Raw genomic sequence first — 13,570 nt, forward strand, 5'->3', positions numbered from 1 at the left:
CCGCATGTTATTTGGCAGGGTTCTTATTGATGACTCGAAGTACAGCCGGTGGCGAGCGAGTCAATATGTTATCGCTATTGCTGCCAAAATAACTGATGCGTATTTCTCCGCCGGGTTCGGTGAGGTTCAAGATGGCTCGCACAATCACGTGCGACTCATTCTGCACTCCGAACTCCTCTTCGTAGAGTAGGCGGCCGCTTTTTGCAAAGCTTGTCCAGCGGGCATGAAGTATTCTTTCGGGTTGATAAAATACAACGGGCAACCCTGGCTCGGGAATCTTGGATGGGTCAATCTCCTCACCGATAATAGACGGTGTGAGAGGCTGACGCAGAGGCGTCAGTTCGGGAACTATGGCAAAGGTGGTGATGGCCGAGTTTTTTTCAGGTTCTGAAGTAGACGAAACTCGATATTCAACAGTGCAATGTGTAATGTTTTCTTCTGTGATGTTTTCTCTAATCAAACTCTTCGGCAGGACGATGTCAATTGCTGTGCTTGTGTCATGCACTACGAATGTGTCGGTGTGTTCTGTGTTTCCTTTGAAAAATAATGTGACAAGGTCGCCTTTTGCAATGCCTGCGTCAGTTTGTATTCGCACGATTGCACCGGATTCGGGTACAGCGTTCGTATAAAGAATAGTTGCTTTGTCGGCATCTACCACGACCGCCTTCGGTAGCACATTTGTTCCTGGGAAGTAGCGACTTGATAGGTCTTTAGTATTAGTCATAAAGCTTCCGCCAGTGGATTGCCAAGTGGGTAGTCAGGTTTATAAATACGCGAAAAGTGATGCGCTGATAGAGTAAGTGCCCTGAAGAGAATCCTGTCTACTGTCAGAAATAACAGGTGGGCTGTATTTTTTTTGACCGTTGGGCAGGTATCTGGCGATGTTGAACGGTATGACGTTAGGGAGGGGGCGCCAACCGAGAACCTGACAGTCTCGGTGGCAACACAGCGTTCAGAACGACCGCACAATCCGCCCCAACGTTTCCATGGCCTTCTCGGCATCCTCGGTCCACGGGCTGCCGTAGTTCAAGCGAATACAATTTCTGAACCGCTGGGTCGGTGAAAAGATCGGTCCCGGCGCAATGCTGATGCCTTGGGCCAATGCCATCTGGAACAACTTCAACGAATCCATCTGCGATGGCAATTCCAGCCACAGGAAGTAGCCGCCGGCCGGCTGGCTGACGCGGGTCTGGGCCGGGAAGTAGCGGGCGATGGCCGCAAGCATGGCGCTTTGCTGTTCTTCGAGGGCGTAGCGCAGTTTGCGCAGGTGGCGGTCGTAGCCGCCGTGTTGCAGGTAATCGGCGATTGCCGCCTGGGCCGGCATCGAGGCGCAGAGCGAGGTCATCAGCTTCAGGCGTTCGATTTTCTGCGCGTAGCGCCCGGCGGCAACCCAACCGATGCGGTAACCGGGCGCGAGGCTTTTGGCGAACGAGCCGCAATGCATCACCAGCCCTTCGGTGTCGAAGGCTTTGGCCGGTTTCGGCGCTTGCTGGCCGTAATAAAGCTCGGCGTAGACATCGTCCTCGATCAGCGGCACTTGATGGCTGCGCAACAACTCGACCAGTTCCTGTTTCTTGGCCTCGGGCATGGTTGCGCCCATGGGGTTCTGGAAACTGGTCATGCACCAGCAGGCTTTGATCGGGTGGCGTTCGAGGGTTTGCGCCAACACGCCGAGGTCGATCCCGTCGCGCGGGTGCACAGGGATTTCCACCGCTTTGAGTTTGAGTCGCTCAAGCACCTGAAGGCTGGCGTAGAACGCCGGGGCTTCGATGGCCACCAGGTCGCCGGGTTCGGTCACGGCTTGCAGGCACAGGTTCAGCGCTTCCAGTGCGCCGTTGGTGATCAGCAGTTCTTCCATGGGCAGCATCAGGCCGCCGACCATGTAGCGCAGGGCGATTTGCCGACGCAATTGCGGATTGCCCGGCGACATGTCGGTGACCACCATGCGGGGGTCCATTTCCCTGGCGGCACTGGCCAGCGAGCGTGACAGGCGTTGCAGTGGAAACAGCGTCGGGCTCGGGAAGGCCGAGCCGAAGGGCACGGTGTTCGGGTCCTTGATTGAATCGAGGACCGAGAACACCAGCTCACTGACGTCGACTTCGGTGGATTCATTGACCTGGCTGCTGATCACCGGTTCCGAGAACGGGCTTGGCGCGTGGGCGTTGACGAAGTAGCCGGAGCGCGGTCGGGCGCGGATCAGCCCGCGACGCTCCAGCAGGTAATAAGCCTGGAACACCGTGGACGGGCTGACCCCGTAAGTCTGGCTGGCGTAACGCACCGAAGGTACACGCTGGCCGGGGCCGAGCACCCCGGAACGGATCAGTTCAGCAATATCGTCAGCGAATTTTTCGTAGCGTTTCATCGAAAGCCCGATTGATGTCATTCAGAAAAATCCAGGTGGCTTCTTCGCGAGCAGGCTCGCTCCCACAGGTAGCGCGTAGTTCTTGTGGGAGCGAGCCTGCTCGCGAATGGCAGCACCGCAGTGTAAGGGATCAACGGTTCATCGGCGCAACAAACCGGCTCTTGGCCACGCTGTTGATCTGTGGCTCATCGCTGTCAGTGATCTTGAAGCTGATCGTCTGCGAGCTGCTGCTGGGCTTGTCGGTGGTCATGGCCACTGAAACAGGCACATCGACAATTTCTCCCGGCGCCAGGCTCAACTCGGTCTTGCCCTGCAACTGGAAGCCGTCGCCGTCCACCAGGGACAAGCGATAGTCCTGTCGCTGCTGGGTTTTATTGATGACTTTGAGGCTGTAGATGTTTTCAATCTGGCCCTGGCTGTTTTCGCGAAACAGGCCACGGTCCTTGCTGACGTCCAGCGATACCATCGATCTTTCCATCAGCGCCAGCGTCAGTGCACCAATCATTACCACCAGCACTGCGGTGTAGCCGATCAACCGAGGCCTGAGCAGGTGCGTCTTGCCACCTTGCAACTGATGCTCGGAGGTGTAGCTGATCAGGCCACGGGCATAACCCATTTTGTCCATGATCGAATCGCAGGCATCGATACACGCCGCGCAGCCAATGCACTCCATCTGCAAGCCGTCGCGAATGTCGATGCCGGTCGGGCAGACCTGCACGCACAGGTGACAGTCGATGCAATCGCCCAGACCCACGTCGGCAGGCTTCACCTCGCGTTTGCGCGGGCCACGGCTTTCGCCACGGGCAGCGTCGTAGGAAATGGTCAGGGTGTCTTTGTCGAACATCACGCTCTGGAACCGTGCATACGGACACATGTGCATGCACACCGCTTCACGCAGCCAACCGGCGTTGATGTAGGTCGCGCCGGTGAAGAACAGCACCCAGAACAGACTGACGCCACCCATTTTCAGGGTCAGCAGCTCGTTGGCCAGCGGACGGATCGGCGTGAAGTAGCCGACAAACGTCAGCCCCGTCAGCACACTGATGGCCAGCCACATCGTGTGTTTGGCCGAACGACGCAGCAGTTTGTTCGGGCCCCAGGGGGCGGCTTGCAGCTTGATCCGCTGATTGCGCTCACCCTCGGTGACTTTTTCGCACCACATGAACAGCCAGGTGAAGGAACTCTGGGGGCAGGTATAGCCACACCACACTCGTCCGGCGAACACGGTGATCGCGAACAGGCCGAAGGCGCAGATGATCAGCAGCGCCGAGAGCAGGATGAAATCCTGCGGCCAGAAGGTCGCGCCGAAGATGTGGAATTTGCTTTCCGACAAGTCCCAGAGCACCGCCTGCCGGCCGCCCCAGTTCAGCCACACCGTGCCGAAAAACGCCAGGAACAGAAACCCCGCACCGCTCAGGCGCAAGGTGCGGAATAAGCCGGTGAAGCTGCGGGTGTGAATCTGGTTGTCGCTGGATTTGGCCTTCATCTTTGGACGCGAAGGCTCGAAGGTCTCTACTAATCGGACGGGGATTCTATCGCTCATGGTCTTTCGCTCATCAGCCTCCATCAGGCAGATGAACTATGACCACCGAACTGTTTGCATAACAGACTCAGGTATTGGATTAAAAAGCGGATCAGATGAGTCCTTGATCCGCTCCTGCGACAACTTGATGCACCCCGGCAGGCGCGGCGACAGCGCCTGTCACAGGCGTTTGCGGCGGTCTCTGATCTGCGTCAGTCAAATCACCGAATCACTGCTGGTGACCATCAGGTGCCGGCGACCATCGGTGGCACCTGCTACGGTTAATGCGTCGGCTTCTGCTTCGGTGATGTAGAAGCGCTGGCCATCGAGGTCCACCGCCGACATGGCTTTGTCCGCGTCGGTGATGATGGTGACATCGCCAGCAAGGCGAATCTCTTCGCCGTTCCCGGTAATGAAGAAGCAGACCTGGTTTTCGATTCGCATGGTCATGGGGGTCACCCTTTTCTGCGGGATCTAAAGGTTAGGGCACAGGTCTTGCTCATCGTTCTGTGTAACCGATTAGTGGTCATGGAGCGTGGCTAAAGTGAAAGGATCTGAACTTTTAGCAAGGCCCGGCGCTCGGAACCTAAGTAGCGTCATGCAAGCAGCACACGATCAAGCACAGGAGCGTCCACGGGGCGTAAGGGGCCAGGCTCGATGACGACTGAAAAACCGACGGAGCTGCAGTACAACCCGCAACTGCCACTGTCGCAGGCTTTGCTGCTGCCGCGGATTATTATCGAAAACACCATGCCGGTGATCGATGGCGGCCAGTTCGCGGCCAAGGCTATCGAACGGCAGGCCGTGACGGTGACCAGTAAAGTTTTTGCTGACGGTCACGACGTGCTTGCGGTGCGCGTGCGTTGGCGTACCGAGGCCGACTCGACCTGGCAGAGTGAAGTCATGACCGATCTGGGCAATAACACCTGGAAAGGTCAGTTCAGCGTCGCAACGCCGGGAAGGTATCGGTTCTGCATCGAAGCCTGGATCGACCAGTTCGCCAGCTTCTGTCATGAACTGGAGAAAAAGCATGTCGCGGGTGTGCCGGTCAGCCTGGAGCTGCAAGAAGGGCGCATCCAGGTGCTGCAGGCGGCGGAGCGCAGTGACGGTCAGTTGAGCAAGAAGCTTACGGCGCTGCACCATGAGCTGGCCGGGCTGCTTGAAACCGAGCAAGTCGCGCTGTTTTTGCACCCGCGCAGTGCCGGGTTGATGGCCGAGGCCGATCTGCGTCCCTACCTCAGCCTGAGTCCGGAGTACCCACTGGACGTCGAGCGCGAATGTGCGCAGTTCGCCAGTTGGTATGAGTTGTTTCCCCGCTCGATCACCGAGGATCCGGATCGCCACGGTACGTTCAACGATGTGCATTCACGTCTGGCGATGATTCAGGACATGGGCTTTGACGTGCTGTACTTCCCGCCGATCCACCCGATTGGTCGCAGCTATCGCAAAGGTCCCAACAACGCCCTGACTGCCGGCCCTGATGACCACGGCAGCCCGTACGCCATCGGCGGTATCGAGGGGGGGCATGAGGCGATTCACCCGCAGTTGGGCAGTCGCGAGGACTTCCGTCGTCTGGTCAAGGCCGCCGCCGCACACGGGCTGGAGATCGCGCTGGATTTCGCGATTCAATGCTCCCAGGACCATCCGTGGCTGAAACAGCATCCGGGCTGGTTCAACTGGCGGCCGGACGGCACCATCAAATACGCCGAAAACCCGCCGAAGAAATACCAGGACATCGTCAACGTCGACTTCTACGCCAGCGAGGCGATTCCCAGCCTGTGGCTGGAACTGCGGGACATCGTGGTCGGCTGGGTCGAGGAGGGCGTGAAAATCTTCCGGGTCGACAATCCACACACCAAACCCTTGCCGTTCTGGCAGTGGCTGATCGGTGACGTACGGGCGTTGTATCCCGAGGTGATCTTCCTGGCCGAGGCCTTTACCACCCCGGCGATGATGGCGCGCCTGGGCAAGGTCGGTTACTCCCAGAGCTACACCTACTTCACCTGGCGTAACACCAAGCATGAATTGGTGACGTACCTCACCGAGCTGAACCAGTCGCCCTGGCGCGAGTGCTTTCGGCCAAACTTTTTCGTCAATACGCCCGACATCAATCCAGGCTTTCTCCATGAGTCGGGCCGCGCCGGCTTTCTGATCCGGGCTGCGCTGGCGACCATGGGCTCGGGCCTGTGGGGCATGTATTCGGGGTTTGAACTGTGCGAGTCGGCGCCAGTGCCGGGCAAGGAGGAATACCTCGACTCCGAGAAGTATGAAATCCGTGTCCGGGACTTCACTGCGCCGGGCAACATCATCGCCGAGATCGCCCAGCTCAACCGTATTCGCCGGCAAAACCCGGCCTTGCACAGCCATTTGGGCCTGCAGGTCTACAACGTGTGGAACGACAACATTCTGTACTTCGGTAAACGCACGGCCGATGGCAGCAATTTTATTCTGGTGGCGGTCAGCCTCGACCCGTTCAACGCCCAGGAGGCGCACTTCGAATTGCCACTGTGGGAGATGGGCTTGCCCGACGACGCGGTGACCCAGGGTGAAGACCTGATGAACGGCCACCGCTGGGACTGGCACGGCAAGACCCAATGGATGCGCATCGAGCCGTGGAACCAGCCGTTCGGGATTTGGCGGATAACGGCTTAGCCGCCCCCACGAATCATGTGGGAGCGAGCTTGCTCGCGATAGCGCCCGCTCAGTCAGCATTGATGGTGGGTGTCATGCCGTCATCGCGAGCAGGCTCGCTCCCACAGGTTCTCACTGTACTCAGGAGTTTCCAATGGCGAAGAAACCCAGGTCAGCCACCTTCAGCAATGACCCGCTCTGGTACAAGGATGCGGTGATTTATCAGGTTCACGTAAAGTCTTATTTCGACTCCAACAACGATGGAATCGGCGACTTTCCCGGTTTGATCGCCAAACTGGATTACATCGCCGATCTGGGCGTCAACACCATTTGGTTGCTGCCGTTTTACCCCTCTCCACGTCGCGACGATGGCTACGACATTGCCGAATACCGTGGCGTACACCGCGACTACGGAACGCTCACCGACGCCAAGCGCTTTATAGCCGAGGCTCACAATCGAGGCTTGCGGGTGATCACCGAGTTGGTCATCAACCACACCTCCGATCAACATCCCTGGTTTCAACGGGCGCGCAAGGCCAAGCCAGGTTCAAAGGCGCGGGACTTTTATGTCTGGTCCGATGACGATCAAAAGTACGACGGCACGCGGGTCATTTTTCTCGACACCGAGAAGTCCAACTGGACCTGGGACCCGGTGGCCGGCCAGTACTTCTGGCACCGCTTCTATTCCCATCAACCGGACCTGAACTTCGATAACCCGCAGGTCATGAAAGCCGTGCTCTCGGTGATGCGCTATTGGCTGGACCTGGGCATCGACGGCCTGCGCCTGGATGCGATTCCCTACCTGATCGAGCGTGACGGCACCAACAACGAGAACCTGCCCGAAACCCATGCGGTGCTCAAGCGGATTCGCGCCGAGATCGACGCCCATTACCCGGATCGCATGCTGCTGGCCGAAGCCAACCAGTGGCCGGAAGACACCCAACTGTATTTCGGAGACACCAAGGGCGATAACGGCGACGAATGCCACATGGCCTTTCACTTCCCACTGATGCCGCGCATGTACATGGCGCTGGCCCAGGAAGACCGTTTTCCGATCACCGATATCCTGCGCCAGACGCCGGAGATTCCGGCCAACTGCCAATGGGCGATTTTCCTGCGCAACCATGATGAGCTGACCCTGGAGATGGTCACCGACAAGGAGCGCGATTACCTGTGGAACTACTACGCGGCTGACCGCCGCGCGCGGATCAACCTCGGCATTCGTCGACGCCTGGCACCGCTGATGGAGCGTGACCGGCGCCGCGTCGAGCTGCTCAACAGCCTGCTGCTGTCGATGCCCGGGACGCCGACGCTGTACTACGGCGACGAAATCGGCATGGGCGACAATATCTATCTCGGCGACCGCGATGGCGTGCGCACGCCGATGCAGTGGTCGATCGACCGTAATGGCGGGTTTTCCCGCGCCGACCCGGCGAGCCTGGTGCTGCCGCCGATCATGGACCCGCTCTACGGTTACCTGTCGGTGAACGTCGAAACCCAGGCTGGCGACCCGCATTCATTGCTGAACTGGACCCGGCGCATGTTGGCGATCCGCAAGCAGTCCAAGGCCTTCGGTCGGGGCAGCTTGAAAATGCTCTCGCCGAGCAACCGGCGGATTCTGGCGTATACCCGTGAATACACCGGTGATGACGGTAAACACGAGATCATCCTTTGCGTGGCAAACGTTTCGCGCAGTGCCCAGGCGGCCGAGCTGGACCTTTCGGCTTTCGCTGGCATGGTTCCTGTGGAAATGCTCGGCGGCAACGCGTTCCCGCCGATTGGCCAGCTCAACTTTCTGCTGACCCTGGCGCCGTACGGCTTTTACTGGTTTGTGCTGGCGGCGGAAAACCAGATGCCGAGCTGGCATGTCGAGCCTGCGCAAAGCTTGCCGGACTTCACCACCCTGGTCCTGAAAAAGCGCATGGAAGAGCTGCTCGAAGCACCGTCGCGCACCATTCTGGAGCAAAGCGCTTTGCCGAGCTGGTTGCACAATCGACGTTGGTTCGCCGGCAAGGACTCCCGTATCGAAACGGTGCACATCGCTTACGGTGTGCGTTTTGGTGATCCGCTGCATCCGGTGCTGTTCAGCGAAATCGAGGTGGTCAGCGACGGTCAGGCCAGCCGTTATCAACTGCCGTTCGGGTTTCTCGCCGAAGACCAGGTGGGCGCCGCATTGCCGCAGCAACTGGCGTTGGCGCGAGTTCGGCGCGGGCGGCAAGTGGGCTTGGTGACGGACGCGTTCAGCCTCGACAGTTTCATTCGTGCGGTGATCCAGGCGATGCAGGCGCACACGGTGCTGGACGCCAGTGACGGCGAGATTCGTTTCGAACCGACTGTCGGGCTGGCGGACCTCAAGCTGGAGGCGGACTGCGACGTGCGCTATTTGTCGGCCGAGCAATCCAACAGCTCCGCGGTGATTGGCGGCAGCGTGGTGCTCAAGCTGATCCGCAAAGTCGCCAGCGGCGTACACCCGGAACTGGAGATGAGCGCTTACCTGACCGCCGCCGGGTTCAAGCATATTTCACCGTTGCTCGGCTCGGTGATTCGCCGTGATCGGCAAGGTGAAGACACGCTGTTGATGATCGCCCAAGGGTATCTGAGCAATCAGGGCGATGCCTGGGAATGGACCCAGAACAACCTTGAGCGGGCCATTCGCGATGAGTTGGCCGAGGCCATGTCCGAGCAGGAACAGCACTACAACGCGCTCGGTGAATTGAAAGATTTCGCTGGCATGCTCGGACAGCGACTCGGGGAAATGCACCAGCTACTGGCCGCGCCGGGTGACAATCCGGCGTTTGGTTCGCGGGTCAGTACGCACAAGGATCAGCAGGCATTGGCCAAAGCCATTGCTGCACAGCTGGAGCACGCCTTGCAGTTGCTCAAACAGCATCAGGCCCGGCTGAGCCCGGAGGACCAGGTGTTGGTGGTGCGTTTGCAGGAGCAGAAGAGAGCCATCCTCAGGCACATTCAGGAACTGGCGGCAAAAGCGGTGGGCGGTTTGCAGATGCGTGTCCACGGTGATCTGCACCTGGGCCAGGTGCTGGTGATCAAGGGTGATGCCTACCTGATCGATTTCGAGGGGGAACCGGCGCGGCCATTGCATGAGCGAAGGGGCAAACACAGTCCATACAAGGATGTCAGCGGCGTGCTGCGTTCGTTCGATTACGCGGCGGCGATGGCCCTGGACGGGCAAGGGGTTGAAGTCACCGCGCAGACACTGGCGGCACGTCAGCGGGTGACGGAACGTTATTTGCGTGAGGCCACGGCAGCGTTTGTTCAGGCGTATCGGCAGGCAACGGCTAGTCTTGCTCATGCCTGGCAGGATCCTGCAGCCGAAGACGCCGCACTGGCGTTGTTCTGCCTGGAGAAGGCGGCCTATGAAGTGGGGTATGAAGCCGAAAATCGTCCCACCTGGTTGCCCGTGCCATTGCACGGTTTATACGGGTTGTTGAGTGGGCTCAAACCCTTTTCCTATGTGAGTGGAGAGCAGTCATGACGGAGCCATCATTGAGGGAGCAGGGACGGGTGAAAGAAGCGCTGCTGCCGGCGGCGCGAGACATTGAGGCGCTGGTGCGCGCCGAGCATCAGGATCCGTTCGCGATACTCGGGCCCCATGCAGATGGGGCCGGCGGTCAGTTCATTCGTGCCTACCTGCCGGACGCCTTGAGCGTGCAGGTGATTGCCCGTGACTCCGGCGAAGAGCTCGGCAGCTTGAACCCGACCGAAGTGCCGGGGTTGTTCGTCGGGCATTTTGACCAGTCCCGGGCTTACCTGTTGCGCACCCGATGGGCGGGTGGCGAGCAAACCGCAGAGGACCCTTACAGCTTCGGTCCGTTGTTGGGCGAGATGGATTTGTATCTGTTCGCCGAGGGCAATCACCGGGATCTCAGTGCGTGTCTGGGCGCGCAGTTGAAAAATGTCGAGGGTGTCGACGGCGTGCGTTTTGCCGTGTGGGCGCCGAATGCCCGGCGGGTCTCGGTGGTCGGTGATTTCAACGTCTGGGATGGTCGTCGTCACCCGATGCGGCTGCGCCATCCGTCCGGCGTGTGGGAGCTGTTTGTTCCGCGCTTGCAGGCGGGGGAGGCGTACAAGTACGAAATTCTCGGCGCCCACGGGATTCTGCCGCTCAAGGCTGACCCCATGGCCCTGGCGACACAGCTACCGCCGGACACCGCCTCGAAAGTCGCCTCACCGTTGCGTATCGATTGGCAGGATCAGGACTGGATGCAGACACGCGGCGAGCGCCACCGGCCGAGCGCACCGCTGTCGATCTATGAGCTGCATGCCGGTTCCTGGCAGTGCGAAGTGGATGACGTCGGTGAAGTGGCGCGCCAATACCATTGGGGCGAGTTGGCCGAACATCTGATCCCTTACGTGCAGAAACTCGGTTTCACCCATATCGAACTGATGCCGATCATGGAGCACCCGTTCGGCGGCTCCTGGGGTTACCAGCCATTATCGCAATTCGCCCCGAGCGCCCGTTACGGCTCACCCAGCGACTTTGCCGCGTTCGTCAACGCCTGCCACCTGGCCGACATCGGGGTGATCCTCGATTGGGTGCCGGCGCATTTTCCCACCGATACCCATGGCCTGGCGCAGTTCGACGGCACCGCGCTTTACGAGTACGGCAACCCGCTGGAAGGTTTTCACCAGGACTGGGACACGCTGATTTACAACCTCGGACGCACCGAAGTGCATGGCTTCATGCTGGCGTCGGCATTGCACTGGCTCAAGCACTTTCATGTCGATGGGCTGCGGGTCGATGCAGTGGCCTCGATGCTGTATCGCGACTATTCACGCAAGGCCGGTGAGTGGGTACCCAATCGCCATGGCGGTCGGGAGAACCTCGAAGCCATCGATTTTGTCCGCCACCTCAACGATGTGATCGACCTCGAAGCGCCCGGTGCGCTGGTGATTGCCGAGGAGTCCACGGCCTGGCCGGGCGTCAGCCAGGGCACGCAGCATGGCGGGCTGGGGTTCGACTACAAATGGAACATGGGCTGGATGCACGATTCGCTGCATTACATTCAGCAGGACCCGGTCTACCGCGCCCATCATCACAACGAACTGAGCTTTGGCCTGGTTTACGCCTGGTCCGAGCGCTTCATCCTGCCGATTTCCCACGACGAAGTGGTCCACGGCAAACACTCGCTGATCGACAAGATGCCCGGCGATCGCTGGCAGAAGTTCGCCAACTTGCGTGCGTACCTGAGTTTCATGTGGGGGCACCCGGGTAAAAAACTGCTGTTCATGGGCTGTGAGTTCGGCCAGTGGCGCGAGTGGAATCACGATCAGCAGCTGGATTGGTACTTGCTGCAGTACCCGGAACACCGCGGCGTGCAACAACTGGTGACTGACCTCAACCAGCTGTATCGCACCGAACCGGCACTGCACGATCAGGACGATGTGCCGCAGGGTTTCCAATGGCTGATCGGCGATGACGCGATGAACAGCGTCTATGCCTGGCTGCGTTGGAGCAAGGAAGGGCGGCCGGTGCTGGTGGTGGCGAACTTCACGCCGGTGCCGCGTCCGGCGTATCGGATTGGTGTGCCCATTGGCGGGCACTGGAATGAAGTGTTCAACAGCGATGCGGGCATCTACGCCGGCTCCAACTATGGCAACGGCGGCGGTGTGATGACCGAAGAGGAGGGCAGCCACGGCCAACCCTTGTCGCTGGTGCTGAATCTGCCGCCGTTGGCGGTGTTGATGTTGCGGCCGGAGGGTTGATCCTAAATCGTTGATTGCGGGCAAGCCTGTTGTGGTCCAGTTTTTTTGGACCAATCTGTAGGAGCATGGCTTGCCCGCGATGGCGTCAGGGATACAACCTGTCTCTTTAGTTGCTCGGTATCCTACTGGGTACTTGGTTATGCGAGGCTCTTTGGGTTCGTCGAAAAAGTCTTGGGAAACAAGAAAGTGGCCCATTTCTTTGTCTTTGTGGATGAGAAGTGGTATTTGAAAACAATGGCGCTGGTTCGTTGTCAGATACTATGTGAGCGTGCAGTGGATTAGGCACTACATGTATGAAGTAATCAGCGTGATCATTATATTTGTCGTAGTTTATCTCGACCTTCGTAGCCTTCAATCCAAAGTCGTTCAGAATTCTTTGTGTGGATTTTCCATTTGGTGTTTCTTCCAAAAAAGTTCTGAGCATTTCCTCAGATCCACTTTCTAGTTTTTTTGTTTTCTTTAGTGTGGTTTTGTTTATAACAGTGTCTCTTTTTATGAGGGAGGGGAGGTGCCCAAAAAAACCTTCTTTTTTTGAGATAAGAGTGTATTGGTATCTAGCGATATCGTTTGCAAAAAAATCTGAGGTGTTTGGGTTTCGGAAATTAGACTTGAACGTCCACAGTTMTCGTTGGAACACATTCTGAAAATCATCGGTTCCATATGTCGACCTGATTCCATATTTTCTAACAGGCTCGTGCAGCATGTTGTTATCAATAAAGTCCAATCGTTTTCTCGATTCCTTTTGTAAGTCAAAGCGAGCCTGTAAATTTTCGTCAAAGTATGAATAGGTCGGTTCGCTGCTTTGAACCGATTCGTCGATGTGTGTTCTTTCACCTGCAGGAGTTCGACCGAGTCCATCAGAATCAAAAAAAACCATAGGATTATTGTTGACCATTTGGAATCTGTTCAGTCCGTCTATATCTCCAGCCGGATCCGGATTGATCCACCGTTGCAACCACGGTGCGTAATAGCGGAATCCATAGTAATAAAGCCCGGTCGCATCGCGCTCCTTGCCGGAATAGCGCACGGTTTTGTACTTGGCCTCGATTGCGGAACGACCTGCCCACCACGCGGTGCCACCGAACGGGTAATACCATTCCTGGCTGATCAGCCTGGCCTGATGGTCGAGTTCCAGCGTACTGGATTTCAGGTGATCACCCAGGCTGTAACGCACCTGATCCGGGGCAATGTCATCGGGTTGTCTGGCGACCCAATGCAGCACTTGCACACTGTTGCTCCCGGCGGCAGCGCTGACGACATGCAGGACTTCACCGGTGCCACTGTGGGTGCGGATTTCCACGCCGGGCAGATAACGCACCTCGCTGATC

8 protein-coding genes are annotated in these 13,570 nt (G+C 58.3%); 3 read left to right on the forward strand and 5 right to left on the reverse strand.

The window, feature by feature from the left end; all coding sequences use genetic code 11:
* Positions 1-7: 7 nt before the first annotated feature.
* The 4 genes from AC1DHT_RS19060 to AC1DHT_RS19075 form a co-directional block, all read right to left on the reverse strand.
* Positions 8-724, reverse strand: coding sequence for a hypothetical protein (locus tag AC1DHT_RS19060; protein ID WP_427536935.1), 717 nt, complete (start codon positions 722-724; stop codon positions 8-10).
* A gap of 228 nt (positions 725-952) precedes the next feature.
* Positions 953-2,362 (reverse strand): GntR family transcriptional regulator MpaR, encoded by a 1,410-nt coding sequence (gene mapR / locus AC1DHT_RS19065; RefSeq protein ID WP_427536933.1) that lies wholly within the window; start codon positions 2,360-2,362, stop codon positions 953-955.
* Between the two features lie 130 nt (positions 2,363-2,492).
* The gene (gene ccoG, locus AC1DHT_RS19070; RefSeq protein ID WP_427536931.1) at positions 2,493-3,905 is read right to left on the reverse strand and encodes a cytochrome c oxidase accessory protein CcoG; all 1,413 of its coding nucleotides are present in this window, start codon (positions 3,903-3,905) and stop codon (positions 2,493-2,495) included.
* Positions 3,906-4,100: 195 nt separating this feature from the next.
* The gene (locus AC1DHT_RS19075; protein ID WP_427536929.1) at positions 4,101-4,334 is read right to left on the reverse strand and encodes a DUF3203 family protein; all 234 of its coding nucleotides are present in this window, start codon (positions 4,332-4,334) and stop codon (positions 4,101-4,103) included.
* A 207-nt stretch (positions 4,335-4,541) separates the two neighbouring features.
* On the opposite strand from AC1DHT_RS19075, the gene AC1DHT_RS19080 reads away from it, so the two are divergent.
* The 3 genes from AC1DHT_RS19080 (at position 4,542) to glgB (ending at position 12,242) form a co-directional block, all read left to right on the forward strand.
* Complete coding sequence (locus AC1DHT_RS19080; RefSeq protein WP_427536927.1) at positions 4,542-6,536, forward strand: alpha-1,4-glucan--maltose-1-phosphate maltosyltransferase; 1,995 nt, start codon at positions 4,542-4,544, stop codon at positions 6,534-6,536.
* A gap of 133 nt (positions 6,537-6,669) precedes the next feature.
* Entirely contained in the window at positions 6,670-10,011 is a 3,342-nt protein-coding gene (gene treS, locus AC1DHT_RS19085; RefSeq protein WP_427536925.1) for a maltose alpha-D-glucosyltransferase, read from the forward strand.
* Positions 10,008-12,242 (forward strand): 1,4-alpha-glucan branching protein GlgB, encoded by a 2,235-nt coding sequence (gene glgB / locus AC1DHT_RS19090; protein ID WP_427536923.1) that lies wholly within the window; start codon positions 10,008-10,010, stop codon positions 12,240-12,242. The genes treS and glgB overlap by 4 nt, the downstream gene beginning before the upstream one ends.
* Before the next feature lie 106 nt (positions 12,243-12,348).
* Here glgB and AC1DHT_RS19095 read toward each other — a convergent pair.
* Positions 12,349-13,570 (reverse strand): RHS repeat-associated core domain-containing protein (locus AC1DHT_RS19095; protein WP_477761431.1); only part of this gene is annotated, 1,222 nt, incomplete at its 5' end.

Source organism: Pseudomonas sp. 05N432, assembly GCF_056396945.1.

What these genes read in the sequence shown, in the direction of transcription:
- AC1DHT_RS19060 (WP_427536935.1), bottom strand. Translation starts at nt 724, where the DNA reads ATGACTAATACTAAAGACCTATCAAGTCGCTACTTCCCAGGAACAAAT.
- mapR (WP_427536933.1), bottom strand. Translation starts at nt 2,362, where the DNA reads ATGAAACGCTACGAAAAATTCGCTGACGATATTGCTGAACTGATCCGT.
- ccoG (WP_427536931.1), bottom strand. Translation starts at nt 3,905, where the DNA reads ATGAGCGATAGAATCCCCGTCCGATTAGTAGAGACCTTCGAGCCTTCG.
- AC1DHT_RS19075 (WP_427536929.1), bottom strand. Translation starts at nt 4,334, where the DNA reads ATGACCATGCGAATCGAAAACCAGGTCTGCTTCTTCATTACCGGGAAC.
- AC1DHT_RS19080 (WP_427536927.1), top strand. Translation starts at nt 4,542, where the DNA reads ATGACGACTGAAAAACCGACGGAGCTGCAGTACAACCCGCAACTGCCA.
- treS (WP_427536925.1), top strand. Translation starts at nt 6,670, where the DNA reads ATGGCGAAGAAACCCAGGTCAGCCACCTTCAGCAATGACCCGCTCTGG.
- glgB (WP_427536923.1), top strand. Translation starts at nt 10,008, where the DNA reads ATGACGGAGCCATCATTGAGGGAGCAGGGACGGGTGAAAGAAGCGCTG.